The following is a 23,616-nucleotide window of genomic DNA, read 5'->3' on the forward strand; positions in this document are numbered from 1 at the left end:
CCTGGGGTGTCACCGCAGGCGGATCGCCGAGTGGAAGTACAACGCGGCGAGCACCAGCAGCACCGCACCACCGGCGAGGACGAGCGGAGGGTTCGGCGAGGCCTGCGCGCCGAGTGCTGCAGCAGCACTCTGGACGACGAGGAAGATGCCGAGGAGGACGCTGTTGCGGCGATAGGTCGTCAGCCGCCACCACGGGCGGGGGTCATCGATCTCCCCGCGCCCCCGGAACGTCCGGGCCGACACCATCATGGCGAGCGCGAGGCCCACGACACCCCACGCATACGCCACGTCGAAGGCGATGAGTCCGAGCGGGATCACCGTCAACGTGAGCCCGATCAGCACGAGGAGCACATACCCCGCTTGCGACGACGCGTCCCTGATACGCATCAGAAGTTCCTTCTACTTGACCGCGCTGAACTTCGTACTGCTGCAGTAGTTGAATCCGCAATTGTAGTACGTCACTCGAATCCGCAGGTGCTGCCAGTACGCTTTCTCAATCTCCGGAGCCGGAGCTAGACCAGCGCATGTGATGCTTGCCGGGTACGGAATCGGAAAGAGCCCACAGACGCCGCCGAGGTTCTTCAGCCCCTTATACATACTGACAACCTGCGCCCGACTCAAGTAGGTCACCGACGTCGTGTAAGCAGGATCAGCGACAACTGGGTACACATATTCAGCACCATGATCTACGACTTGAATGAGGCTCAAAACGACTTGGCGCAGAGTCGCTCTCGATCACCGTTGCGACCTGCACCGATCCATCCTCGCGCAGGAGAACAACGCTGCTTGTCTCGTTCGTGTTGTCGAAGGTCACGGTGCCAGCCTGCGTCGACAATCCTTGACCCGCAGCATCCGAGAATGGCAACGCAATTTCGACCATGTCGTCGCCAGTCCCCACGGCGACGGCGCGCGAGGGGTCAGAGGACACTTCGACGGCATGCTCATTAACAGTGAGTTCAGTGGTGCGGCCCACCAGCAACGGATCATCGACGACAGCACTGACCGCTAGTGGATCGGCGGAGGCAACAGCCTCAACCGCCGCGGGGTCGGGTTGTGATGACGACGGCGCGGCTCCGACCCCGGCTCCGGCTCCGAGGAGAAGGCCCACCCCGGCGACAGCGAGCGGTCGTAATGGCCTGTTGAATCCAATCAGCCAGTTGCGCACTTCGAACCCCATTCATCGTTGAATTGGTATTGTGTAACATGTTAAGAGGTAGCATGCTTGAAGTGGGGCGTCAACCTAAGGCAGGGCGGGCGTAGCCTGGGTGCATGACCGATGTGTGGACCGGGATCGCCGAGGAGTTCCTGCACCTCTACCCGCGCGGGGCGCGGCTGCTCGCGGTGGCGGGCGCCGACGCGGAGCGCTCCCGGGTGGCCGCCGATGGGCTCGCGGCAGCCCTGACCGCGGCCGGACCCACGGTGGTGCGCGCGCACGTCGCGGACGTGGATGAGACTGCACTGCGGGCCCTGATCGTGGCGCCGTTCCGCGCAGAGGGGGAGCCCGATCGCGTGCTGCTGGTGTCCGGTCCCGGCGCGCTCGTGTCGCCGACCGCCCGCGGCATGTGGAACTACGTGCTGTGGCAGCTCGCCGGGGAGGAGCCGCCGCACACCGCCGCGAACGCCCTCGTCGACGTGACGGATCCCGCGCATCCCACCCGCCGCTTCGCGGACTACTGCGCGGTGCCGTCGTCCTTCGAGACCTGAGCGGCGCCGCGCACGAGTGAAGGCCCGGCTCCCGTGGGGGTGCCGGGCCTTCTGCCGCGCCGGGATCAGGCCTCGCCGGGTTCCGCGTCGAGGCGGGCGCGCACGTCGGCGTCGAGCACCAGGTCGGCGGCCCCGAGCGCCTCGTCGAGCTGCGCCACGCTGGACACCCCGACCACGGGGATGACCGGCACCTCGGCGCCGAGCAGCCAGGCCAGCGCGACCTGGTTCGGGGTGGCGCCGATCTCGCGGGCGACCTCGTGCAGCAGCGTGCGCCGCGCGTGACTGGTGGGGTGGTCGACCCCGCCCCACAGCGGCTTGTCGAGCCGGGCGATCCCTCCCTGGTGCAGCGGCGAGTACACGGTGATCGCGAGGGGCGGGCGCTCGTCGGTGCCGGTGGAGGCCGCGTAGTCGAGCAGCCCGGGCGTGACGAAGTTGTTCCGGCCCAGCCGGGGAGCGGGATAGAGGTAGCTGTACTGCTGCTGCACCACGCCGTAGGGTGCGACGCCCTGACGGCGGGCCTCCTCGCGCGCCTCGACCACGCGCCAGGTCGGCACGTTCGAGATGCCGGCGATGCCGATCAGTCCCGCGCGCTGCAGCTCGCCGAACGCGCCGACCGTCTCGGCGAGCGGGACCTCGGTGTCATCGACGTGCCCGTAGAGGACGTCGATGTGCTCGATGCCGAGCTGCCGCGCGCTCTCCGGGCCCTGGCGACGGATGACCTCGGCCGACAGCCCCTCGAAGTTCGTGGGCGGCGTGTTGGAGAGCGGCAGCGCCGGGTCCTTCTGCGCGGCGCCGAGCTTGGTGGCGATGCGCAGGTCGTCGCGGTTGCCGCGCTCGGCCATCCATCGGCCGAGCAGCTGTTCGCTGTCGCGCCCTGTCCCGCCCGCCCACAGGCTGTAGTTGTTCGCGGTGTCGATGAACGTGCCGCCGGCCTCGACGAACCGGTCGAGGATCGCGCGGGAGGTGGCCTCGTCGGTGCGCGTGCCGAAGTTCATGGCGCCGAGGCAGAGGGTGGAGACCTGGAACGAGGTGCGGCCGTCGGAGAGTGTGCGGTACTGCATGGGGTTTCCTTTCTCGGGGGCGGCTCCACGCTAGGGAGATATCGGTTCGGCGATACACTCCAATCACGATGCAGAAGACCAGGCCAATCCTCGGATGGGAGACCCTCATCGACCTCGGCCCGTCGTCAGGTCAGGGGCCGCTGCGCGACCGCCTGGAGGCGGCGCTGCGAGGGGCCATCGAGGACGGGCGGCTGGCAGCGAGCTCCGCGCTGCCGCCCAGCCGGACGCTCGCCGAGACGCTCGGGGTGTCCCGGTGGGTCGTGACCGAGGCGTACGGTCAGCTGGTCGCCGAAGGGGTGCTCGATGCCCGCACCGGCTCGGCGACCCGCGTCGCCGAGAACTCCACGGCGGGGCTCCGGGCGGCGGCGACGGTCGGCCGGGAGGTGGAGGCGCCCGGCACCGCGCCAGAGCCCCGCACCCGGTACGACCTGCGCCCCGGCATCCCCGACCTGCGCGCGGTCCCGCGTGCGCGGTGGGCGTCCGCGCTGCGGGCGGCGCTGTCGGAGCTGCCCGACCGCGACCTCGCCACCGCACCCGCGGCCGGGCATCCGTCCGCGCGGGAGGCTGTCGCCGCCTACCTCGCCCGCTCGCGGCATGCAGCCGCCGACCCCGCTCACGTCACGATCACGCACGGCGCGACCGACGCGATGGACCTCCTCACCCGGGAGCTGCACCGCCGTGGCCATCGCGCTCTCCTCGTGGAGGATCCGAGCTGGTCGCGCCTGCGGGTGCAAGCGGAGGAGAACGGCCTGCGCACGATCCCGGTCCCTGTCGACGCGGACGGGATCGACACGAACCGCGTGGTCGAGCTCGCGGCGCAGACCGGCGCCCGCGCGGCCCTCGTCACTCCGGCGCATCAGTTCCCGCTCGGGGCCGCCCTCTCGCCCGCCCGCCGCGAGCAGCTGGTGAGCTGGGCCCGCGCGGTCGACGGACTGCTGATCGAGGACGACTACGACGCCGAGTTCCGCTACGACCGGCGCCCCGTCCCGGCGCTGCAGCGCCTCGCGCCCGACCGGGTCGCGCTCATCGGGTCCCTGTCGAAGTCGGTCTCCCCCGCGCTCGGCGTCGGCTGGATGCTCCGGCCTCCGCAGCTCGCGCTCGCCCCTGCGGCAGGGCCTCCGTCGCTCGTGGACCAGGCGGCCCTCGCGCATTTCCTCACGCGCGGCGACTTCGAGCGGCATCTGCGTGCCGGACGCACGCGGTTCCGCCGCCGGCGCCAGCGGCTGCTGGATGCGCTCGCCCGCGAGCTGCCCGGTCTGCAGCTGTCCGGCATCGCGGCGGGAATGCACCTCGTGCTGCATCTGCCCGCCGGGTGCACGGCCGCTGCGGTCGTGTCGGCAGCCGCCGATCTCGGCACCGCGCTCACACCGTTGCAGCGGTACGCGGTCGCCGCGGAGCCGTCCGAGGCGCTCGTCCTCGGCTACGGGAACCTCGACGACGCCCTGGTGGAGGAGGCGGCGGCGCGGCTCGCCCTCGTCCTGCGCGCGGCGCGGGTCTGAACCGCGTCAGTGGAACGGCGCCGCCACGGAGTTGCGGTGGTAGTCGAACACGATGCTCGTTCTGGTGGAGGCGACGCTGCTCTGCGCCGACAGATGCTCCAGCACGAACTCGCGCATCTCGGACGAGTCGGCCACGGCGATATGCAGCAGGAAGTCGTCGTCCCCGCCGAGGAAGAACACCTGGATCACCTGCGGGAGGGCGCGCACGCGATCGGCGAACTCGACGATGCTCTCCCGGCGGGCGCTCGGGCGCAGGCTCACGCCGATGATCGCCTGCAGCCCGGCACCCAGCATCCGCTCGTCCACGCTCGCGTGGAAGCCGGTGATGACGCCGCGGTCGATCAGGGCGCGGAGGCGGGCGTGCGCGGTCGAGGGGGCGACGCCGAGGCGCCCGGCCAGCTCGGCGTTCGTCATCCGCCCGTCCGCGGTCAGCAGCTGCACGATGCGGGCATCGGTCGGGTCCAGCGCGGGGGCCCGAAGGCTGTTCGGCGTCGAGCCGGATGCAGTGGTCTCCATACGAAGCATTATTCAGGATTCGTACATCAGCCGAATTCCTTTCACTGATTCTGTCGCTTCGTCGACGTTTCTGCGATTCTGGTCTGCGCCCCTCGCACCCCGAGACCAGGAGGATCGATGAAGATCGGCGTCCCGACAGAGATCAAGAACAACGAGAACCGCGTCGCGCTCACTCCCGCGGGCGCCGACCGGCTCGTCCACGAAGGTCACCGCGTGCTCGTCCAGTCCGGCGCCGGGGTCGGCTCCAGCATCACGGACGACGCGTACCGCGCCGCCGGTGCCGAGATCGTCGACACCGCCGAAGAAGCCTGGGGCGAGGCCGACCTGCTCATCAAGGTCAAGGAGCCGGTGGCCGCGGAGTACGGCTTCCTGCGCTCCGACCTCACCCTCTTCACCTACCTGCACCTCGCCGCCGACCGCCCGCTGACCGAGGCTCTGGTGTCCGCCGGCACCACCGCGGTCGCCTACGAGACGGTGCAGCTGCCCGACCGCACCCTCCCCCTGCTCGTGCCCATGAGCGAGATCGCCGGACGCCTCTCGGTCACGATGGGCTCGTACTCGCTGCTGCGTTCGCAGGGCGGCAGGGGCACGCTGCTCGGCGGCATCGCCGGCACCCCCCGCGCGAAGACCGTCGTGATCGGCGGCGGCGTCGCCGGCGAGCATGCCGCGGCGAACGCCCTCGGACTGGGGTCGAAGGTCACCGTCGTCGACATCTCGCTCCCGCGCCTGCGCGAACTCGAGCACCGCTACGGCGGCGCGCTGGAGACCCGCGCGTCCAGCCGCTACGACATCGCGGAGGAGCTCGCCACGGCCGACCTCGTGATCGGCTCCGTCCTGATCCCCGGCGCCGCGGCGCCCAAGCTCGTGACCGACGACATGGTCGCGGGCATGAAGAAGGGCTCGGTGCTCGTCGACATCGCGATCGACCAGGGCGGCTGCTTCGAGGGGTCGCGGCCGACCACGCACGACGACCCCACGTTCGCGGTGCACGACTCCATCTACTACTGCGTCGCCAACATGCCGGGCGCCGTGCCGGAGACCGCGACCAGGGCGCTCACGAACGCCACGCTGCCGTACGTGTCGGCGATCGCGGGCAAGGGCTGGGAGCGGGCGGCCACCGAGGACCCCGCGCTCGCGAAGGGTCTGAACGTGCAGGGCGGGCGGATCACGCTCGACGCCGTCGCCCGCGCGCACGGTCTCGCCGAGTGACCTTCCCGACCCGAAAGAACCGGGGATCTTGGCTGGTGCCGACATGTCGGCGCCCGCAGTGACCCGAGTACGCTCGTAACCGTGACCGAACGCGCTCCTCTCTCCCGCAAGCTGTCCGCCATCGCCGAGTCCGCGACCCTCAAGGTCGATGCCAAGGCGAAGGCCCTCAAGGCCGAGGGCAAGCCCGTCATCTCCTACGCCGCGGGCGAGCCCGACTTCGCGACGCCGCAGTTCATCGTGGATGCCGCGGCCGAGGCGCTCGCGGATCCGGCGAGCTACCGCTACACGCCCGCACCCGGACTCCCGGCGCTGCGCGAGGCCATCGCCGCCAAGACGCTCCGCGACTCCGGACTGGAGGTGTCCCCCGCGCAGATCATCGTGACGAACGGCGGCAAGCAGTCCGTCTACCAGGCGTTCCAGACGGTGGTGAACCCGGGCGACGAGGTGCTCCTGCCCGCGCCCTACTGGACCACCTACCCCGAGGCCATCCGCCTCGCCGACGGCACGCCCGTCGAGGTGTTCGCCGGCGCCGACCAGGACTACAAGGTGACCGTCGAGCAGCTGGAGGCCGCGCGCACCGACCGCACCACCGTGCTCGTGTTCGTCTCGCCCTCCAACCCCACCGGTTCGGTGTACACCGCCGAGGAGACGAAGGCCATCGGCGAGTGGGCGCTCGAACACGGCATCTGGATCATCAGCGACGAGATCTACCAGAACCTCACCTACGAGGGCGTGAAGTCCACCTCCATCGTCGAGGCCGTGCCCGAGGTCGCGAACCAGACCATCCTCGTGAACGGCGTCGCGAAGACCTACGCCATGACCGGCTGGCGTGTGGGCTGGATGGTGGGCCCCGCCGACGCCATCAAGATCGCCGGCAACCTGCAGTCCCACCTCACGAGCAACGTGAACAACGTCGCGCAGAAGGCGGCCATCGCGGCGCTGAACGGTCCGCAGACCGAGGCCGAGCAGATGCGCGAGGCCTTCGACCGCCGGCGTCGCCTGATCGTATCGGAGCTGTCGAAGATCGACGGCCTCGTGGTGCCGAACCCGCTCGGCGCGTTCTACGTCTACCCCGATGTGCAGGGCCTCCTCGGCCGCACGTGGGGCGGCGTCACGCCGACCACCTCGCTGGAGCTCGCCGACCTCATCCTCGACCAGGCCGAGGTCGCCGTCGTCCCGGGCGAGGCGTTCGGCCCCTCCGGGTACCTGCGGCTCTCCTATGCCCTGGGCGACGAGCAGCTGCTCGAGGGCGTGCAGCGCCTCCAGCGTCTGTTCGCCTGACGCCGAGACACCGTTTTTCCGCCGAGACCCCCTCGTACGGGCGCAGGAACGAGGGGGTCTCGGCGTGAAACCGGCGGCTCAGGGCCGGGCGGGAAGCGCCACCGCGCTCAGAGCTCGACGCCCAGCAGCACGGGCTCCGGCTGCAGGACGAGCCCGAACTCGGCGTGCACGCGACTCTGGATGAAGCGGGCGAGCTCGGCAACCTCGGCCGCCGTGGCCCCGCCGCGGTTGGTCAGCGCCAGCGCGTGCTTGGTGGACACGGACGCGCGCGAACGCGGCAGCTTGAACCCCTTGCGGATGCCGGCCTGCTCGATCAGCCACGCCGCGCTCACCTTCACGTCCGGCGCTTCGGCCTTGGCGGCGGGCACATGCCCCTCGTAGGAGGACAGCGGGATGACCGTGACGGTGTCGAGGTCGGGCGCGACCGGCCAGCGCGGACACTCGGCGGGCAGCGAGCGCGCCTGCGCAGCCGACACGATCGCGTTCTGGAAGAAGGACCCCACGCCGTGCGTGTCCGGGTCGTGCTCGTCGAGCAGCATGCCCTTCGATGCCCTGGTCGCCAGGATGCGCTCGCGTACCCACGTCAGCGGGACGGGAGCGTCGTCGGTGAGACCGAGTGCCCTGCGCAGCTGCTCGCCGCGCACGACCCGCTCGGTCGCGATCAGCAGGTCGACGGTCACCGAGAGGATCACCGCTCGTCGGGCCGGCTCGCTGCCGTGGTGGTGCTTGAGCACGGAGGTGCGGAAACCTAGCCCGAGGTCGGCAGCAGGCACGGTGGAGATGGCGCCGGTCGACTCGTCGATCAGGTCGACCTCGACCAGCGTCTCCTGGATCTCCTGCCCGTAGGCGCCGATGTTCTGCACGGGCGACGCCCCCACGGTGCCGGGGATGCCGCTCATGGCCTCGAGCCCCGCGTAGCCGTGCTCCACGGCGTACGCCACCAGCTCGTCCCACCCATGACCGGCCTGTACGCGGAGGCGGATGCGACCGGGATGCGGGGACGGCAGCTCCTCGATGCCGCTGGTGCGCACGCGGATGACCGTGCCCTCGAAGGGCTCGTCGCCCACGAACAGGTTCGAGCCGCCGCCGAGCACGAGCCACGCGTCTCCGCGTTCCCACGTCTCGCGCAGCGCCTCCACGAGACCCTCGGTCGTGGTCGCCTCGAGCATGCGCTCCGGCGCCGCGCCCGTGCGCAGCGTGGTGAGCTCGGCCAGCCGCAGCGGCTCCACCTCCCTCATCGGACGGCGATGCGCAGCTGCGCCTTGACCAGCACGGTCGCGTCGTCGAACGTGACCTTCAGGTCGATGCGCGCCGTGTCCTCGTCGACCACGCCCACCGTGGCGACCACGTGGATGTCGGCGCCGTCGACCGGGTCGACGACCACCGGCTTGGTGAAGCGCACGCCGTAGTCGAGGATGCGGGTGGCGGGATCGAGGGCCGCCACCACGACCGACGACGCGACGCCCATCGTGAGCATGCCGTGGGCGAGCACGCCCGGCAGCCCGACCGACGCGGCCACATCGTCACGGTAGTGGATCGGGTTGAAGTCCCCCGAGGCGCCGGCGTAGCGCACCAGCGACTCCCTGGTCAGGTGCACGGTGCGCTCGGCGATCACGTCTCCGACGGTGAACCCCATCAGACGGCCTCCTCGTCCTCGGCGCCGACCAGCAGCACACTGATCGCGGTGACGACGTGCGCGCCCTCGGCGTCCGCGATGTCCGACTCGCTCGTGATCATGGCGTTGCCGCCCATCATGCGGATGCCGGTGACGCGCAGTCGCGCCGACAGCTCGTCCCCCGCGACGATCGGCCGCGTGTAGGTGAAGCGCTGCTCGGCATGGATCGTGCGCGACAGCTCGATCCCCGAATCGGGCTCGCCCAGCAGCTGCTGGAGAGCCTGGTCCTGGATGACCATCGCGAAGGTCGGCGGTGCGACCACATCCGCATACCCGGCGGCGCGGGCCGCCTCGACGTCGAGGTGCTGCGGGGCGTCGGCGAAGACGGCGCGCGCGAACTCGCGCACCTTCTCCCGGCCGACCAGGTAGGGGGCGGTCGGCGGGAACTCCCGGCCGATCAGATCTTGGTTCACTGCCACCCCTCGATCCTACCGAGGCCCGTGGACACCGGCCCCGCCGGGCACCGGAGCAAAGGCTCAGGCAGCCCTGGCGGACATGGCGGAGCCGAGCAGCACGAGCCGCATGGTGCGCTCCGCGGCATCGCGCAGCAGCTCCTCCCCCTGCTCCACCGCCTCCTCCAGCGGCATGGGCACGGTGAGGATCGAGGCGATCGCGTCGATGCCGATGTCGTGCACCGCCGGGGCTCCGCGGCCCAGCGAGCCCGCGAGCCCCAGCACCGGGACGCCGGCGAGCCGTGCGCGCCGCGCGATCTCCGCCGGCACCTTGCCCCGCGGGGTCTGGAAGTCGATCGCTCCCTCCGCCGTGATCACGAGGTCGGCGGCGGCGATCAGCCCGTCGAGGTCGTGCGGGAGCAGCCCGCCGTCCAGCAGCACGTCGAATCGCGACGCCAGCCGCGCCCCGAACGCCGCGGCCAGCCCGGCGCCCAGCCCGCCCGACGCCCCGGTCCCGCCGCCCGCGCGCACGTCGAGCTCCGGCCCGAACGGAGCCTGCTCGTGCAGCAGCGCTGCCCAGACCTCGAGTCCCGCCGACAGCCGCTCGACCTGGTCGGGCGTCGCCCCCTTCTGCGGGCCGAACACCCGTGCCACCCCGCGAGGACCGCACAGCACGTTGTGGATGTTGCACGCCAGCACGAGGTCCACCTCGGCGAGCCGCGGATGCGCGGCCGTGAAGTCGAGCTCCACGGCGTCGGCGAGATGCCCGCCGCCCGGCCGCACGTCGCGCCCGTGCCGGTCGAGGATGCGCACCCCGAGGGCGGCCAGAGCACCCGCTCCCCCGTCGCTCGTCCCGGAGTCGCCGCAGCCCACCACGATGCGCTCGGCACCGTCGTCGAGTGCGGCGGCCAGCAGCTCGCCCACGCCGCGGGTTGTGGTCGCCGAGGGATCGCGCCGGTCCCGCGGGACCTGACGGAGCCCGGCCGCGGCGGCCATCTCGACCACGGCGGTTCCCGACGCGGCTCCCCCGAGTCGCGCCCAGTGCGCGGCGACCGGCTGCCCCACGGGCCCTGTCACTGTCGCGGGCACCAGCTGCCCGCCCGTGGATGCGGCGAGCGCGGCCGCCGTCCCCTCCCCGCCGTCGGGCACGGGGAACTCGTCGACGCGCACGCCCGGGATGACCCGGCGCACGCCGGCGGCGATCGCACGGGCCACGGCGGCGGCGTCGAGGCTCTCCTTGAAGCCGCTCGGGGCGACGAGGATGCGCTGCGGAGCGTGGATGGACATGGGGTACCTCCTTCTGCGCCCTGAGGCGCTGCGGCCCTGGTTCGGGCGCGACGAACAGCGGTGCACCGGCGGCGCACGCGAAAGGGGACTGCGGACGGGTCAGCGCAGCAGCGGCAGACCCTGCAGCGGCCAGATCCACAGCGCGAACACGGCGACCAGCACGAACATCGCCGGGGCGAGCACGACCGAGAGCCGGCGCAGGTCGCCGCGGTCGAAGCCGCCCTGCACCACCTGGGGGTCGGCGAACATCGCCACGGGTTTCGCGGAGCTGGGCAGGGTGTGGCAGAACCCGGCCGCCGCGGTGGACGCCAGCGCCGCGGCCATCGGCTCCACGCCCAGACCGGGGGCCAGCGCGATCACCGCGGGCACGATCGCCGCCGACCGTGCGGACCGGGACGGGATCAGCAGATGCGCCGCCGTCGACACGGCGACCACGACCAGCAGGAACCCCACGGCGCCCGCCGCGCCCAGGCCGCGAAGGGGCTCCAGGGCGCTCGTGCTGAGCCACTCCGCCGCACCGGAGCCGGTGAGCGCCGCGGCGAGGGCGAGGGTCGCGGCGAGGAACAGCAGCAGCGACCACGGCACGCGGGCCACGGCGGTCGGCAGCGTCGTGCAGCCGATGCCCGGGGTCACCGCGGCCACCGCGCCGAGCAGGGCGACCAGGGCCGGCGGCAGCCCGTGCAGCGGCTCGGTGCTCCACAGCAGCACGGCGGCGCCGAGCAGCAGGGTGGCCCGCCGCTCCAGCCCTGTGAGCGGGCCGGTGACCCGCAACCCGGACGCGCGCTCGATGTCCGCCGGGGTGACGCGGACTCCCCGCGCCCTGTCCGCGCGGGCGAGGAAGCGCCAGAGGATGAGCTCGCACGCGAGGTGCGAGGACACCACGGCCAGCGGCAGCCCGAGCCACAGCCAGGTCAGGAACGTGAAGCCCTGCTCGCCGGAGGCCCGCAGCAGCTGATCCGTGATCAGGTGTGCGCCGGCGCCCAGCAGCGACCCGACCGCCGACAGCAGCACCACGGTCGGCATCAGCAGCGCGAGAGCCCTGACCACCCGCGGACGGCCGTCGAGCGCGGTGGACAGCGCCGCATGCACGGGGACCGCGAGCGCGGCCCGGCCCGAGGTGGCGGGCACCGCGAACGCCGAGAGGGTCAGCGCGACCGTCGTCAGGTGGAACAGGCTGCGGGGCCCGCGCGCGAAGCGCACGAGGTGTGCGGCGGCGCGCAGGGCGAGCCCGGAGGAGGAGATCGCGGTGGCCATCACGAATGCTCCGATGAGCAGCCAGATGGTCTCGTCGCCGAGGGACGCGAAGAAGTCTTCCACGGGGAGCACGCCGACCGCGATCAGGGCGAGGGCGGCGAGGAACGCCACGAGGGTGTCGTCGAGGTCGGTGGCGCTCCATGCCCAGACGGCCAGCACGAACACGCTCACCGTGAGCGCGACCGGCAGCGTGATCCCATCCGCGCTTTTCGGGGCCCCGGTGCCGCCGAGCGCGCCGGCCACGACCAGCGCGACGCACCCCGTGAGCACGACGGCGAGCGCGAACACTCGCAGCGGGAGCCGGCGGCGCGGTCCTCCCCTCCTCCGCACGGAGGGCAGCGGGGAGGTCGTCCGGGCGTGCGGCGGGAGCGTCGCGAAGCGCGTGCGCCCCTCGGCCGAGGCGGGAGCGGCAGAGGCGGGAGCGGCAGCGGGAGCCGTGTCGGCGAGGCCGGCGGCCGGTGCCGCGGCGACGAGGCCCGAGTCAGGCGCCGTCGGCACGGGGGTCGAGGTCGGGGTGCTCATCGGAACCGGTACCCCGCTCCGCGCACGGTCTCGATGCGTTCGGCGCCGATCTTGCCCCGCAGCGCCCGCACGTACACGTCCACCACATTGGAGGCGGGGTCGAAGTCCATGCCCCACACATGGCCGATCAGCTGATCCCGCGAGAGCACCTGCCCCGCGTTCTGCAGGAAAACCTCCAGCAGCGCGAACTCGCGCGAGGTGAGCTCGCGCACCTCGCCGGCCACCGTCACGGTCCTGGCGCGCACGTCCACGCTCACGTCCCCGTGCGTGAGCGAGGCGCCGCCGCTGCGCCCCTCGCCGTCCCCGATCCGCAGCCGCACGCGCGCGAGGAGCTCCGCGAACTGGAACGGCTTGGTCATGTAGTCGTTCGCGCCGCCCTCCAGGCCGCGCACCGTGTCGATCACCGAGTCGCGCGCAGTGAGGATGATGACGGGCGTCGTGACCCCTTCGCCGCGCAGGTGGGCGAGCAGCTCGAAGCCGTCCATGCCGCCGAGGCCGATGTCGAGCACCACCAGGTCGAAGAACCCGCTGCGTGCCATCAGCAGCGCGGTGTGCCCATCGGTGGCGTCGGCCGTGTCGTACCCGGCTGCGCGCAGACCGCGGCGCACGAACGAGGTGATGTGCGGATCGTCCTCCGCGATGAGGATGCGGCGCATGTCAGAGCGTCCCTTCGTCCGGGGTGTGCGTGGCGACGGGGTCGGGCGCCGGGAGGTCGATGCCGAATGCGGCGCCCTCCCCCAGCACGCTGTCGACCCAGGCGGAGCCGCCGTGGGCGTCGGTGATGGCGCGCACGATCGCGAGCCCGAGTCCGGAGCCGCGGCGGCCTCCCGCGCTGTCGCCCCGGGTGAAGCGGTCGAAGATGCGCTCGGCGTCGGCCGGGGCCACGCCGGGCCCGGTGTCCTGCACCCACAGTCGGAGGCGACGGGACTCCCCTTCGCCCTCGAACCGGGAGCCGATGCGGATCGTGTCGCCGTCGCGGGTGACCTGCACCGCGTTGGCCGCCAGCTGCAGCACGGCCTGGGTCACCCGCTGCGGGTCGAGCGGCACGACGCCTTCGGCGACCTCCATGAGCTGCCAGCGGCGGTCGCCCAGCATCTGCGCCTTCGCCTCGATGTCGAGCGTGAGAGTGGCGACGTCGCAGGCGGCCGAGCGCACGAAGTCGGGCTGCTCGGCGCGGGCGAGCACGAGCAGGTCGGTGACGATGCGGCTCATCCTGTCGAGCTCCTCGCTCACCAGGCGCAGGGTCGCCGCACGCTCCTCGGGGTCTTCGCTGAGCAGCTCCAGCTGGCCGCGGACGATCGTGATGGGCGTGCGCAGCTCGTGCCCCGCATCGTCCACGAATCGCTGCTGTGTGGCGTGCACAGCCTCCAGCCGGTCGAGCATCTGGTTGAACGTGGCTGCCACCGCCGCGATGTCGTCGCTGCCCTCGACCGGCACACGCGCTGTCAGGTCGTGTTCGCCGATGTCGCGTGCGACCCGGTACACCTCGCGCACGGGGGCGAGGATCTGCCCGGCCACGAGCCAGGCCACGCCCGAGCTGAGCAGCACGCCGATCAGGGCGACCCAGGCGATCGCGCCGAAGCTGGCGTCCACCTGCGCCCTGGGCTCCTGTGTGAACTGGACGATCAGCACGGAGCCGTCCTGGCCGCCGCCCGTGAAGTCCATGCGACCCCACCGCAGCGGTCCGGTCGTCGGGGTGTCCAGGGATCCCGAGATCGCGGTGTCGTTCAGCAGGCGGTTCACGAGGGAAGCGTGGGTGTCGAGTGTGCGAGATCCCGTGTCCTCGGCCACGGCGATCGGCTCGCCCTCGAGCGCCGCCACCACGACCTCGTTCTCGTGCACGGACTGCCGGGCGACGTACTCGGTCAGAAGCTCCTCGGCCGTGGTGAGTCCGCCCGCCGCGGCATCCTCCGCGAAGCGCGCGAACTCCGCCGCCTCCTGCTCGATCTCGACGTTCGCGGTCTGCTCGACCCCGGCGAGGAAGATGCTGCGCCCGATCAGGCCGACGGCGAGCACCGTGATCATGGTGCTGAGGATGATCCAGAGCGTGATCCGCCAGCGCGCGGGCAGCGTCCGGCGCCGGAGCGTGCGCAGCGGAGCGGGGGCGGGCTCCGCCGCGGCTGGGGGTGTCGAGACCGGGAGTGGCACGGTGGTCGCGGCGTCAGTCATCGTCGACGCCGTCGTCGTCATCGTCGTCGGCGGGCGGCGCCGGGGCGGGAGGCGCCGGAGCGGGAGGCGGGGCGGGAGCGGCCGGCGGAGGCGGAGGGACCGGAGCCGGCACGACGGGCGTGACCGGAGACACCGGGGCCGGGGCCGGGGTGGCCGAGGGCTCGGCCAGACGCACGGTCAGCGGCTCCTCCGGCAGGTGCGGCGACGGCGGCATCTGCGCGAGGGCCACGCTCCCCAGCGCGAACGCGACCGGGACCGCGATCAGTGCGCCGGGGATCAGGATGCGTCGTGCGGTGGTCATGGCTCCATCGTGCCGGGCGCGGATGATGAGGAGATGAGGTCAGGATGAAGAAGTCCTCATCCTGGCGACCGGCACTCCCGCAGCTCAGCGCTTGCGGCCGCGGATCGCCTTGATCGCCATCTGCACCGCGATCACCACGAGGTAGGCGGCGAACAGGATGTTGCCGACGGTCGGGTTCACGATCGTCGCGAGCCAGGCGCCGAGGGCCGTGGTGGTGCACGCCGAGACGCCGATCAGCACCGCGGCGCGCAGGTCGACGTTGCTGTTGCGGAGGTTGCCGATGGTGCCCGACACCGCGGTCGGGATCATCATCAGCAGGGACGTGCCCTTGGCGACCAGGTCGCTCGTGCCGAACGCGAGCATCAGCACCGGCACGACGATCACGCCCCCACCCACGCCGATGAGTCCGGCGAGGATCCCGGTCCCGACACCGACGCCGACGAGCGCGATGCCGGTGAGCCAGGTGAGCTCGAACGCGGCATCGCGCGACGGGATCACCAGGAACAGGCTGACGATCACCACCACGAGGAAGGCGACGAAGCCCCAGCGCAGCGCCGTCTGCGAGATGCGCGGCAGCAGCCTCGTGCCGATCTGCGCCCCCACCACGGCGCCCGCGGCGAGGATCAGCGCGGGGATCCACGCGACCGAGCCCGAAGCCGCGTAGGAGATCACGCCGACGCTCGCGGTCGGCACGATCGCCGCCAGCGAGGTCCCGGCCGCGAGACGCTGGTCGAACTGCAGCAGCAGCACCAGGAGCGGCACGATCACGGTGCCGCCGCCCACGCCGAAGAGGCCGGAGAGGAGACCGGCGAGGAGGCCGATGCCGATGAACGCCGCGTACGCGCGCGGCCCACGTCTCAGGACCTGCGCATCGCTCACCGGATCAGCCTACTCCCGGCCTCTTCCCGCCCCGAACCCGTGCGGGCTCTCACACCTCCGAGTCGGCCTTCACGGGCACCGCGATCGACGCGGTGAGAGCCTGCTCGTACCGGCGCTGCCGCCGCCGCAGCCACAGCCCGCCCGCGATCAGCAGGGCCAGCACGACGTAGGCGACGGCCGCGAACGGCTGTGCCACGAGCGTCGTGAGGTCGCCCTGGCTCAGCTGCAGAGCACGCCGCAGCTGCTCCTCCCCCATCGGGCCGAGGATCATGCCGACCACGAGCGGCGCCACCGGGAACCCGTACCGCCGGAGGAAGTACCCCAGCACCCCGATGATCAGCAGGATCAGGATGTCCACGATCGCGAAGTTCAGCGCGTAGGCGCCGAAAGCGGCGAACAGCAGGATGCCCGCGTACAGGTACGGCCGCGGGATCTGCAGCAGCTTCACCCACATGCCCACGAGCGGCAGGTTCAGCACGAGCAGGATCACGTTGCCGATGTAGAGACTCGCCACGAGCGCCCACACCAGGTCCGACTGTCCGGTGAACAGCAGCGGACCCGGCTGCAGGCCGTAGGTCTGGAACGCGGTGAGGATGATCGCCGCGGTCGCCGTGGTCGGCAGGCCGAGCGTCAGCAGCGGCACCAGCACCCCGGCGGCGGCCGCGTTGTTCGCCGACTCCGGCCCCGCGACGCCCTCGATCGCCCCGCGCCCGAACTCGTCCTTGCGGCGGGAGAGCTTGCGCTCGGTCGCATAGGACAGGAAGGTCGCGACGTCGGCCCCGCCCGCGGGGATCGTGCCGATCGGGAAGCCGATCGCGGTGCCGCGCAGCCACGGCTTCCACGAGCGACGCCAGTCGTCCTTCGTCATCCAGCGGCGCCACCCGCGGGTGACCGGGATCACGTCCACCGCGCCGTGCCGCAGGCGCGCCGCCACGTACAGCGTCTCGCCGACCGCGAAGAGACCCACGGCGACCAGCACCACGTCGATGCCGTCCGCGAGCGGCAGCAGCCCCAGCGTGTACCGCTGCTGGCCCGAGAGCCAGTCCGTGCCGACGAGGCCGAGGAACAGTCCCACGCCCAGCGACAGCAGGCCGCGCGACACCGACGAGCCCATCAGCGCGCCCACCGTGACGAACGCGACCACGATCAGCGCGACGTAGTCCGCCGGCCCGAGGTTCACCGCGAACTGCGCCAGCACGGGCGCGAGCAGGGTGAGGCCGACGGTGGCGAGCGTGCCGGCGACGAACGAACCGAGCGCCGCGGTGGCCAGCGCGGCCGCACCCCGGCCGAGCTTCGCCATCTTGTTGCCCTCGATCGCCGTGACGATCGAGGCCGACTCCCCCGGGGTGTTCAGCAGGATGCTCGTCGTGGAGCCGCCGTACATGCCGCCGTAGTAGATGCCCGCGAAGGTGATCAGCGCCGCCGCCGGTTCGAGCGTGTAGGTGAGCGGCAGCAGCAGCGCCACGGTCATGGCGGGCCCGATGCCGGGGAGCACGCCCACGGCGGTGCCGATCAGCACCCCGAAGAACGCGAAGACGAGGTACTGGGGCTGCAGCGCGGTGCCGAAGCCCTCCAGGAGCAGGTTCCAGCTGTCCATCAGAAGAGCCTCCCCAGCCAGCCGAGCGCGGGTCCCCACGGCAGCGACAGCCCGAGCAGCCCGCCGAACACGACCTGCACCACCACCGCGATGACCGCGCCGATCAGCAGCGCCATCCACCACCGGCCGGCCCCGAGCGCCCAGGCGACGCCGCCGAACAGCAGGGCAGCGGCGGGAGCCCACCCGAGCGGCTCGATCAGGAGCAGGTGGGCGACCACGAGCGAGACGATCTTGAGCAGCGTGAGCCAGTCGGTGGGGAGGCTCTGGTCGACGTCCTCCCCCTCCTCCGGGACACCCCGGTGTCCGCGCAGGACCTCGACCAGTACGGCGACAGCGGACCCCAGCAGCAGCACGGAGACGAAGAGCGGGAACACGGTCGGCCCGACCTGTGCGCCCGCGGGCACGTGGATCGTGAAGACCCCGGCGAGCGCGAACACGCCGAGGGCGACCATGAGCGCGGCGAACACGAGCTCGCCGCGCGGCAGAGAGCCGAGGCCCCGTGCGGGCCGGTCGTCGCCGACCCGCACGGCCTCGGTCCCGGTGGACCGGTGCATCATCTCAGCCGACCAGCCCGATGTTCTGCAGGGTCGTCGTGACCTCGGCGATGTTGCCGGTGAGGAACTCGTCGAACTCCGCGCCGGTCAGGAACGCGTCGGCCCAGCCGCGGGTCTCCAGCTCGTCCTGCCACGCCTGCGACTCCTGCAGCTCCGTCACCAGGCGCTCCAGCTCGGCACGCTCCGCGTCCTCGATGCCGCCCGGGGCGATCACTCCGCGCCAGTTCGTGAGCACGACGTCGTACCCGGCATCCGTGATGGTCTCCACGTCGGGCAGCTGCGCGACGGGCTCCTCCGACGACACCGCGAGCGCCTTCATGTTGCCCGCCTCGATGTGCTGCAGGAACTCGCCGACGCCGGAGATGCCCGCGGCGACCTTGCCGCCCAGGATCAGCGAGGTGGCCTCGCCGCCACCGGAGTTCGGGGTGTAGTTGAGCTTCTCCGCGATCTCGCCGCCGTCGAGGCCCGCCTCCTCCAGCAGCAGCCCGGCGAGGATGTGGTCCGCGCCGCCCGCAGAGCCGCCGGTGATGGTGACGGCCTGTCCCCGGTCGACCACGTCCTCGACGAGGTCTTCGAGCGTGTCGTACGGCGACTCCGCCGGCACGACCACGACGAGCGGCTCGTCCGTCAGGCGGGCGATTGGCGTCATGTCCTCGATGCGCACGGCCGAGGCGTTGGTCTCCACGGCTCCCACCATGACGAGCCCCATGACCATGAGCGTCGCCGGGTCCTTCTCGTTCGCGAGCTGCGCGAGGCCGACCGTGCCGCCGGCGCCGCCGACGTTGGTGACGGGCGCCGAGCCGACGATCTCCTCCTCCGTGAACAGCTGCGACATGGCGCGGCCGGTCTGGTCCCAGCCGCCACCGGGGTCGGCGGGCACGACGATGTTCAGGTCGGTGATCGCGACCGCCTCGTCCTCGGCGGCATCGCCGCCGGAATCCCCACCGGCTGCCGCACACGAGGTGAGGGCGAGGGCTGTGGCGGCGACGGCGACCGTGAGTGTCCCGATGCGTGCATACTTCATGGCGCTCCTCCTTGAGCGTTCAGGGGCAATCCGTCCACCCTCCGGGCACTCCCGCGGGGTGCTCAAGCTTCCGAAACCATTGGTCGCGTTCCGTAACTATTGGTCGCGAGCACCTGTCCCGCCCGGTCGCGGTGGTCCGCCGCGACCCGGGAGAATGGGCAGGTGGCCTCGAAGATGACGCTCCGGATGCAGCTGCTCGCGCTGCAGGCGCTGATCGTGTTCCTGGTGACCCTGGCGACCGGCATCACGGCGGGCGCCTTCCAGGAGAACGCGCTGCGGGAGGCCTACAAGGACCGCATGCAGGCGGTGGCGCAGTCGGTTGCCGCCCTCCCGGTGGTCCGCGAGGCCTTCGCCCATGAGGACCCTGCCGCGGTGATCCAGCCCATCGCCGAGGTGATCCGCGAGGCCTCTGACCTCGCCTACGTGGTGGTCGCCAACGAGGACGGCATCCGCTACTCGCACCCGAACCCGGAGCGGATCGGCGAGCGGGTGTCCACCGATCCGTCGATCCCGCTCGGGGGCGAGATCTACGTGGGCACGCAGACCGGCACGCTCGGCACGTCCTGGCGGGTCAAAGTGCCGATCAGGGACGACGACGGCGGCGTCATCGGCACCGCGTCCGTCGGCATCCTGGAGTCGGAGCTCGACGAGGAGTTCGCGAGCAACCTGGCCTGGCTGATCTCGGCGATGCTCGCCGCCGCGGTCCTCGGGGTGTTCGGGGCGGCCTGGGTGACGTCGGTCATCCGTCGCCGCATCTACCGTCTGGAGCCGCATCAGATCGCCGCGCTCGTGAAGAACCAGGAGACGACGCTGCACCGGCTGAGCGAGGGCGTCATCACGGTCGACGGCGAGGGCCGCATCACGCTCGTGAACGACGCGGCGGCCCGCTTCCTCGACAGGGACGCCGGCGACCTCGACGGAGCCCTCGCGGACGACGTGCTCGGGCCGGAGCTCTTCGCCCTGTTGCACGAGGGCGAGTCGGCGGGACGCCCCGTCATCGTCGGGTCGCACGTGCTGGTCGCCCGCAGCACCGCGAGCGAGGACGACGGCGCCGACGTGGGCGCGACGCTGCTGCTGCGCGACCACACCGAGCTGCACGACGTGGTGCGGCGGGTGGAGGCGGCGGACGCCATCATCGCGTTCCGGCAGCGGTTCGGGTTGCCCAAGGGCCTGAGCGGCGAGACCCTGGAGCGCGTATCCGCCGCCCTCGCGGCACGGCCGGAGGCCTCGGCGACCGAGATCGGCGACGACCTGCAGATCTCGCGGGTCAGCGCGCGGCGCTACCTGGAGCACCTCGCGGCGACCGGGCAGGCCGTGCGCTCGCTCGACTACGGCACGAAGGGGCGCCCGAGCGCGCGGTACCGCATCACCGATCCCCGGTGACGACGAAGCCCGCCACCCCGGAAGGGGCGGCGGGCTTCGGCAGGGCGATCCGGATTACTCGGACTTCTTCTCCACAGCGTCCTCGGCGGCGGCCTCAGCGGCCTCGCCCTCGGCCTGCGACTCCGCGCCGGCCTCGGCAGCGGTGTCCTCGGCCGGAGCCTCGGTGGTCTCCTCGGCCGGAGCCTCGGTGGTCTCCTCGGCGGGAGCCTCCTCGGCGGCGGGCTTCTCGGCCTTCGGCGCGGCAGCAGCCTTCTTGGTCGACTTCGCCTTCGGGGTGACGGGCTCGAGGACGAGCTCGATCACGGCCATGGGCGCGTTGTCGCCCTTGCGGTTGCCGACCTTGGTGATGCGCGTGTAGCCACCCTCGCGGTCCGCGACCAGCGGAGCGATCTCGTCGAACAGGACGTGCACGACTTCCTTGTCACCGATGACAGACAGCACGCGACGGCGTGCGTGCAGGTCTCCGCGCTTGGCGAAGGTGATCAGGCGCTCGGCGAGCGGACGCAGGCGCTTGGCCTTGGTCTCGGTCGTCTTGATCGACTTGTGGGTGTACAGCGCAGCCGCGAGGTTGGCAAGCAGCAGGCGCTCGTGGGCGGGGCCGCCTCCGAGGCGGGGACCCTTGGTGGGCTTGGGCATAATCGTCTAACTCCTGGTCAGGAAAGGTCGGGTATCAGAAGGACTCGTCTTCGCTGCCGCCGTAGAAGTGGGCGCCGTCGAAACCGGGCACCGAATCCTTGAGCGACAGACCGAGCGAGATGAGCTTGTCGCGCACCTCGTCGACCGACTTCTGGCCGAAATTGCGGATGTTCATGAGCTGCGTCTCCGACAGGGCGACGAGCTCCGACACGGTGTTGATGCCCTCGCGCTTGAGGCAGTTGTACGAACGGACCGACAGGTCGAGGTCCTCGATCGGCATCGACAGCTCGCTGGAGTTCACAGCCTCCACCGGCGCCGGGCCGATCTCGATGCCCTCGGCCTCGACGTTCAGCTCCCGGGCGAGGCCGAACAGCTCGGTGAGCGTCTTGGCGGCCGAGGCCACGGCGTCGCGCGGGCTGATCGCCGACTTGGTCTCGACGTCGAGGATGAGCTTGTCGAAGTCGGTGCGCTCACCGGCACGGGTGGCGTCGACGCGGTAGCTGACCTTGAGCACGGGCGAGTAGATCGAGTCGATCGGGATCTGACCGGCCTCGGCGTACTCGTTGCGGTTCTGCGTCGCGGAGACGTAGCCACGGCCGCGCTCGATCGTGAGCTCGAGCTCGAACTTCGCGGTGTCGTTGAGCGTCGCGATGACGAGCTCCGGGTTGTGCACCTCGACACCGGCGGGAGCCGAGATGTCGGCGGCGGTGACCTCACCGGCGCCGGTCTTGCGCAGGTAAGCGGTGATGGGCTCGTCGCGCTCGCTGGAGACGACCAGCTGCTTGATGTTGAGGATGATCTCGGTGACATCCTCCTTCACGCCGGGGATCGTGCTGAACTCGTGCAGCACGCCGTCGATGCGGACGCTGGTGACAGCGGCACCGGGGATCGACGACAGCAGGCTGCGACGCAGCGCGTTGCCGATCGTGTATCCGAAGCCGGGCTCCAGCGGCTCGATGACGAACCGGCTCCGGTTGTCGACGATCTTTTCCTCGGTCAGTGTGGGACGCTGTGCAATAAGCACTCTGTGTTCCTTTCGATCACATGCCCGCTATATGACATGTGGTGGGGTGAGGTCTTGAGTTGTGGAAGTCGATGCCCCGCGCGGGGCGCCGAGCCGCCCGACTCCGAAGAGACGAGCGGCTCGGTGCACGCATCAGACGCGGCGGCGCTTCGGCGGACGGCAGCCGTTGTGCGCCTGCGGGGTCACGTCCTGGATCGAACCCACCTCGAGGCCGGCGGCCTGCAGCGAGCGGATCGCGGTCTCGCGGCCGGAGCCCGGACCCTTCACGAGGACGTCGACCTTCTTGACGCCGTGCTCCGCAGCCTGGCGGGCAGCGGACTCCGCGGCCATGCCGGCGGCGTACGGCGTCGACTTGCGGGAGCCCTTGAAGCCCACGCCACCCGACGAGGCCCAGGCGATGACGGCGCCGGACGGGTCGGTGATCGAAACGATGGTGTTGTTGAACGTCGACTTGATGTGGGCCTGGCCCAGCGCGATGTTCTTCTTCTCCTTGCGGCGCGGCTTGCGCGCGGCGGCCTTGGGTGCAGCCATGAAAGTGTTCTCCTAGTCCCTGGCCGCTGCTTAGCGGGCCTTCTTCTTGCCGGCGACGGTGCGCTTCGGGCCCTTGCGGGTACGGGCGTTGGTCTTGGTGCGCTGACCGCGGACCGGAAGGCCACGACGGTGGCGCAGGCCCTCGTAGGAGCCGATCTCGACCTTGCGGCGGATGTCTGCGGCGACCTCGCGGCGCAGGTCACCCTCCACCTTGTAGTTGCCTTCGATGTAGTCGCGGAGGGCGACGAGCTGGTCGTCGCTGAGGTCCTTCACGCGGATGCTCTCGTCGATGTCGGTCGCCTTGAGGATCTCGACCGAGCGGGTACGGCCGACGCCGTAGATGTAGGTAAGGGCGATCACCACGCGCTTGTCGCGCGGGATGTCAACGCCGGCAAGACGTGCCATGCGGTTCTCCTGGGTGTTGTGGAGGTGTGGAGCAGGATCGGTGCCCGGGCCTCCGCCCCGAGGTGTCCCCCGCTCGCGCGGGTTCTGATCCTGCCGTGTCGTATTGAGTTATGCGAGTGCGAGAGCGGTGCTCACGCAGCGCGGGCGTTCAGCCCTGGCGCTGCTTGTGACGCGGGTTGCTCTTGCAGATCACCATGACGCGGCCGTGGCGGCGGATCACCTTGCAGTGGTCGCAGATCGGCTTGACGCTGGGGTTGACCTTCATGTTGTTTCCTGTTCGCTGTCTTCACCGGGCAGGCGCGATGCCTGGGGTGTTACTTCTCGACCGATCAGCGGTAGCGGTAGACGATGCGCCCGCGGGTCAGGTCGTAGGGGCTGAGCTCCACGACCACGCGGTCCTCGGGGATGATGCGGATGTAGTTCTGCCGCATCTTTCCGGAGATCGTTGCCAGAACCTTGTGGCCGTTGCTGAGCTCAACGCGGAACATCGCATTGGGCAGAGCCTCGGACACGACGCCCTCGATCTCGATGACACCGTCTTTCTTAGCCATAGCCTCGCTGACGCTTCTGCAGACCGGTCGATCTGCGGTGGATGGGTGGGGTGTGATGCCAGGCCGATCGGACACGCCGAGATCATGGCACAAGGCACCAAAGATCTATGTTATCCGACGATGCCCCGTCCGGCAACTTGGCCGGACGGGGCATCGAGGGCT

At 71.2% G+C, this 23,616-nt stretch carries 27 protein-coding genes; 5 read left to right on the forward strand and 22 right to left on the reverse strand.

Features of this window, described 5'->3' with window-relative positions; translation table 11 throughout:
* Positions 1–9 precede the first annotated feature (9 nt).
* Positions 10–387 (reverse strand): hypothetical protein, encoded by a 378-nt coding sequence (locus tag M3C17_RS12240; protein WP_259978049.1) that lies wholly within the window; start codon positions 385–387, stop codon positions 10–12.
* A 286-nt stretch (positions 388–673) separates the two neighbouring features.
* Positions 674–1,177, reverse strand: a complete 504-nt coding sequence (locus M3C17_RS12245; protein ID WP_259978050.1) for a hypothetical protein — start codon at positions 1,175–1,177, stop codon at positions 674–676.
* 92 nt (positions 1,178–1,269) lie between these two features.
* Between M3C17_RS12245 and M3C17_RS12250 the strand changes: the two genes are divergently transcribed.
* A complete protein-coding gene (locus M3C17_RS12250) occupies positions 1,270–1,704 on the forward strand; it encodes a hypothetical protein (RefSeq protein WP_259978051.1) in 435 nt (144 codons plus the stop codon).
* Between the two features lie 65 nt (positions 1,705–1,769).
* On the opposite strand, the gene M3C17_RS12255 is transcribed toward M3C17_RS12250, so the two are convergent.
* Entirely contained in the window at positions 1,770–2,765 is a 996-nt protein-coding gene (locus tag M3C17_RS12255) for an aldo/keto reductase (protein ID WP_259978052.1), read from the reverse strand.
* Between the two features lie 68 nt (positions 2,766–2,833).
* Here M3C17_RS12255 and M3C17_RS12260 point away from each other — a divergent pair, with 68 nt between their 5' ends.
* On the forward strand, positions 2,834–4,264 hold the full coding sequence (locus tag M3C17_RS12260; RefSeq protein ID WP_259978053.1) for a PLP-dependent aminotransferase family protein: 1,431 nt from the start codon (positions 2,834–2,836) through the stop codon (positions 4,262–4,264).
* A gap of 6 nt (positions 4,265–4,270) precedes the next feature.
* On the opposite strand, the gene M3C17_RS12265 is transcribed toward M3C17_RS12260, so the two are convergent.
* On the reverse strand, positions 4,271–4,789 hold the full coding sequence (locus M3C17_RS12265; protein WP_259978055.1) for an Lrp/AsnC family transcriptional regulator: 519 nt from the start codon (positions 4,787–4,789) through the stop codon (positions 4,271–4,273).
* Positions 4,790–4,897: 108 nt separating this feature from the next.
* On the opposite strand from M3C17_RS12265, the gene ald reads away from it, so the two are divergent.
* Both ald and M3C17_RS12275 read left to right on the forward strand, forming a co-directional pair.
* Positions 4,898–5,989: an alanine dehydrogenase gene (gene ald, locus M3C17_RS12270; RefSeq protein ID WP_259978056.1), complete on the forward strand. Its 1,092-nt coding sequence runs from the start codon at positions 4,898–4,900 to the stop codon at positions 5,987–5,989.
* Positions 5,990–6,070: 81 nt separating this feature from the next.
* Positions 6,071–7,270: a pyridoxal phosphate-dependent aminotransferase gene (locus M3C17_RS12275; protein WP_259978057.1), complete on the forward strand. Its 1,200-nt coding sequence runs from the start codon at positions 6,071–6,073 to the stop codon at positions 7,268–7,270.
* Between the two features lie 107 nt (positions 7,271–7,377).
* Here the strand turns inward: M3C17_RS12275 and M3C17_RS12280 are convergent, their stop codons facing one another.
* The 12 genes from M3C17_RS12280 to M3C17_RS12335 all read right to left on the reverse strand — a co-directional run bounded on the left by M3C17_RS12280 (position 7,378) and on the right by M3C17_RS12335 (position 18,924).
* A complete protein-coding gene (locus M3C17_RS12280) occupies positions 7,378–8,508 on the reverse strand; it encodes a UDP-N-acetylmuramate dehydrogenase (protein WP_259978058.1) in 1,131 nt (376 codons plus the stop codon).
* Positions 8,505–8,906 (reverse strand): MaoC/PaaZ C-terminal domain-containing protein, encoded by a 402-nt coding sequence (locus M3C17_RS12285; RefSeq protein WP_259978059.1) that lies wholly within the window; start codon positions 8,904–8,906, stop codon positions 8,505–8,507. The genes M3C17_RS12280 and M3C17_RS12285 overlap by 4 nt, the downstream gene beginning before the upstream one ends.
* A complete protein-coding gene (locus tag M3C17_RS12290; RefSeq protein WP_259978060.1) occupies positions 8,906–9,364 on the reverse strand; it encodes a MaoC family dehydratase N-terminal domain-containing protein in 459 nt (152 codons plus the stop codon). The genes M3C17_RS12285 and M3C17_RS12290 overlap by 1 nt, the downstream gene beginning before the upstream one ends.
* 57 nt (positions 9,365–9,421) lie before the next feature.
* The gene (locus tag M3C17_RS12295; RefSeq protein ID WP_259978061.1) at positions 9,422–10,624 is read right to left on the reverse strand and encodes a glycerate kinase; all 1,203 of its coding nucleotides are present in this window, start codon (positions 10,622–10,624) and stop codon (positions 9,422–9,424) included.
* Between the two features lie 99 nt (positions 10,625–10,723).
* On the reverse strand, positions 10,724–12,400 hold the full coding sequence (locus M3C17_RS12300) for an SLC13 family permease (protein ID WP_259978062.1): 1,677 nt from the start codon (positions 12,398–12,400) through the stop codon (positions 10,724–10,726).
* Positions 12,397–13,056 (reverse strand): response regulator transcription factor, encoded by a 660-nt coding sequence (locus M3C17_RS12305; RefSeq protein WP_259978063.1) that lies wholly within the window; start codon positions 13,054–13,056, stop codon positions 12,397–12,399. Before M3C17_RS12305 ends, M3C17_RS12300 begins: the two co-directional genes overlap by 4 nt.
* Before the next feature lies 1 nt (position 13,057).
* Positions 13,058–14,569 (reverse strand): cell wall metabolism sensor histidine kinase WalK, encoded by a 1,512-nt coding sequence (locus M3C17_RS12310; protein ID WP_259978064.1) that lies wholly within the window; start codon positions 14,567–14,569, stop codon positions 13,058–13,060.
* The gene (locus tag M3C17_RS12315; protein ID WP_259978065.1) at positions 14,562–14,870 is read right to left on the reverse strand and encodes a hypothetical protein; all 309 of its coding nucleotides are present in this window, start codon (positions 14,868–14,870) and stop codon (positions 14,562–14,564) included. Before M3C17_RS12315 ends, M3C17_RS12310 begins: the two co-directional genes overlap by 8 nt.
* A gap of 84 nt (positions 14,871–14,954) precedes the next feature.
* The gene (locus M3C17_RS12320) at positions 14,955–15,749 is read right to left on the reverse strand and encodes a sulfite exporter TauE/SafE family protein (protein WP_259978066.1); all 795 of its coding nucleotides are present in this window, start codon (positions 15,747–15,749) and stop codon (positions 14,955–14,957) included.
* Between the two features lie 49 nt (positions 15,750–15,798).
* The gene (locus tag M3C17_RS12325) at positions 15,799–17,346 is read right to left on the reverse strand and encodes a tripartite tricarboxylate transporter permease (RefSeq protein WP_259978068.1); all 1,548 of its coding nucleotides are present in this window, start codon (positions 17,344–17,346) and stop codon (positions 15,799–15,801) included.
* Positions 17,346–17,903: a tripartite tricarboxylate transporter TctB family protein gene (locus M3C17_RS12330; RefSeq protein WP_259978071.1), complete on the reverse strand. Its 558-nt coding sequence runs from the start codon at positions 17,901–17,903 to the stop codon at positions 17,346–17,348. The genes M3C17_RS12325 and M3C17_RS12330 overlap by 1 nt, the downstream gene beginning before the upstream one ends.
* A gap of 1 nt (position 17,904) precedes the next feature.
* Positions 17,905–18,924, reverse strand: a complete 1,020-nt coding sequence (locus tag M3C17_RS12335; RefSeq protein ID WP_259978072.1) for a tripartite tricarboxylate transporter substrate binding protein — start codon at positions 18,922–18,924, stop codon at positions 17,905–17,907.
* Positions 18,925–19,086: 162 nt separating this feature from the next.
* Here M3C17_RS12335 and M3C17_RS12340 point away from each other — a divergent pair, with 162 nt between their 5' ends.
* A complete protein-coding gene (locus M3C17_RS12340; RefSeq protein ID WP_259978074.1) occupies positions 19,087–20,307 on the forward strand; it encodes a PAS domain-containing protein in 1,221 nt (406 codons plus the stop codon).
* Positions 20,308–20,361: 54 nt separating this feature from the next.
* On the opposite strand, the gene rplQ is transcribed toward M3C17_RS12340, so the two are convergent.
* From rplQ to infA, 6 genes are all read right to left on the reverse strand, one after another.
* On the reverse strand, positions 20,362–20,943 hold the full coding sequence (rplQ, locus tag M3C17_RS12345; RefSeq protein WP_259978075.1) for a 50S ribosomal protein L17: 582 nt from the start codon (positions 20,941–20,943) through the stop codon (positions 20,362–20,364).
* 34 nt (positions 20,944–20,977) lie between these two features.
* The gene (locus tag M3C17_RS12350; protein ID WP_259978076.1) at positions 20,978–21,967 is read right to left on the reverse strand and encodes a DNA-directed RNA polymerase subunit alpha; all 990 of its coding nucleotides are present in this window, start codon (positions 21,965–21,967) and stop codon (positions 20,978–20,980) included.
* Positions 21,968–22,099: 132 nt separating this feature from the next.
* Positions 22,100–22,498: a 30S ribosomal protein S11 gene (rpsK, locus tag M3C17_RS12355; protein WP_017829189.1), complete on the reverse strand. Its 399-nt coding sequence runs from the start codon at positions 22,496–22,498 to the stop codon at positions 22,100–22,102.
* A 30-nt stretch (positions 22,499–22,528) separates the two neighbouring features.
* The gene (gene rpsM, locus M3C17_RS12360) at positions 22,529–22,903 is read right to left on the reverse strand and encodes a 30S ribosomal protein S13 (protein ID WP_062632862.1); all 375 of its coding nucleotides are present in this window, start codon (positions 22,901–22,903) and stop codon (positions 22,529–22,531) included.
* Between the two features lie 148 nt (positions 22,904–23,051).
* Complete coding sequence (gene rpmJ / locus M3C17_RS12365) at positions 23,052–23,168, reverse strand: 50S ribosomal protein L36 (RefSeq protein WP_005050492.1); 117 nt, start codon at positions 23,166–23,168, stop codon at positions 23,052–23,054.
* A 64-nt stretch (positions 23,169–23,232) separates the two neighbouring features.
* A complete protein-coding gene (gene infA / locus M3C17_RS12370; RefSeq protein WP_018171468.1) occupies positions 23,233–23,454 on the reverse strand; it encodes a translation initiation factor IF-1 in 222 nt (73 codons plus the stop codon).
* Between the last annotated feature and the right edge of the window lie 162 nt (positions 23,455–23,616).

The sequence above is a fragment of the Microbacterium sp. p3-SID336 genome, from assembly GCF_025143365.1.
Classification (GTDB): Bacteria; Actinomycetota; Actinomycetes; order Actinomycetales; family Microbacteriaceae; genus Microbacterium.

Bases quoted from the DNA above. Each gene is read 5' to 3' on its own strand.
- M3C17_RS12240 (WP_259978049.1), bottom strand. From the start codon at position 387: ATGCGTATCAGGGACGCGTCGTCGCAAGCGGGGTATGTGCTCCTCGTG.
- M3C17_RS12245 (WP_259978050.1), bottom strand. From the start codon at position 1,177: ATGGGGTTCGAAGTGCGCAACTGGCTGATTGGATTCAACAGGCCATTA.
- M3C17_RS12250 (WP_259978051.1), top strand. From the start codon at position 1,270: ATGACCGATGTGTGGACCGGGATCGCCGAGGAGTTCCTGCACCTCTAC.
- M3C17_RS12255 (WP_259978052.1), bottom strand. From the start codon at position 2,765: ATGCAGTACCGCACACTCTCCGACGGCCGCACCTCGTTCCAGGTCTCC.
- M3C17_RS12260 (WP_259978053.1), top strand. From the start codon at position 2,834: ATGCAGAAGACCAGGCCAATCCTCGGATGGGAGACCCTCATCGACCTC.
- M3C17_RS12265 (WP_259978055.1), bottom strand. From the start codon at position 4,789: ATGCTTCGTATGGAGACCACTGCATCCGGCTCGACGCCGAACAGCCTT.
- ald (WP_259978056.1), top strand. From the start codon at position 4,898: ATGAAGATCGGCGTCCCGACAGAGATCAAGAACAACGAGAACCGCGTC.
- M3C17_RS12280 (WP_259978058.1), bottom strand. From the start codon at position 8,508: ATGAGGGAGGTGGAGCCGCTGCGGCTGGCCGAGCTCACCACGCTGCGC.
- M3C17_RS12285 (WP_259978059.1), bottom strand. From the start codon at position 8,906: ATGGGGTTCACCGTCGGAGACGTGATCGCCGAGCGCACCGTGCACCTG.
- M3C17_RS12295 (WP_259978061.1), bottom strand. From the start codon at position 10,624: ATGTCCATCCACGCTCCGCAGCGCATCCTCGTCGCCCCGAGCGGCTTC.
- M3C17_RS12300 (WP_259978062.1), bottom strand. From the start codon at position 12,400: ATGAGCACCCCGACCTCGACCCCCGTGCCGACGGCGCCTGACTCGGGC.
- M3C17_RS12305 (WP_259978063.1), bottom strand. From the start codon at position 13,056: ATGCGCCGCATCCTCATCGCGGAGGACGATCCGCACATCACCTCGTTC.
- M3C17_RS12310 (WP_259978064.1), bottom strand. From the start codon at position 14,569: ATGACTGACGCCGCGACCACCGTGCCACTCCCGGTCTCGACACCCCCA.
- M3C17_RS12315 (WP_259978065.1), bottom strand. From the start codon at position 14,870: ATGACCACCGCACGACGCATCCTGATCCCCGGCGCACTGATCGCGGTC.
- M3C17_RS12325 (WP_259978068.1), bottom strand. From the start codon at position 17,346: ATGGACAGCTGGAACCTGCTCCTGGAGGGCTTCGGCACCGCGCTGCAG.
- M3C17_RS12330 (WP_259978071.1), bottom strand. From the start codon at position 17,903: ATGATGCACCGGTCCACCGGGACCGAGGCCGTGCGGGTCGGCGACGAC.
- M3C17_RS12335 (WP_259978072.1), bottom strand. From the start codon at position 18,924: ATGAAGTATGCACGCATCGGGACACTCACGGTCGCCGTCGCCGCCACA.
- rplQ (WP_259978075.1), bottom strand. From the start codon at position 20,943: ATGCCCAAGCCCACCAAGGGTCCCCGCCTCGGAGGCGGCCCCGCCCAC.
- rpsK (WP_017829189.1), bottom strand. From the start codon at position 22,498: ATGGCTGCACCCAAGGCCGCCGCGCGCAAGCCGCGCCGCAAGGAGAAG.
- rpsM (WP_062632862.1), bottom strand. From the start codon at position 22,903: ATGGCACGTCTTGCCGGCGTTGACATCCCGCGCGACAAGCGCGTGGTG.
- rpmJ (WP_005050492.1), bottom strand. From the start codon at position 23,168: ATGAAGGTCAACCCCAGCGTCAAGCCGATCTGCGACCACTGCAAGGTG.
- infA (WP_018171468.1), bottom strand. From the start codon at position 23,454: ATGGCTAAGAAAGACGGTGTCATCGAGATCGAGGGCGTCGTGTCCGAG.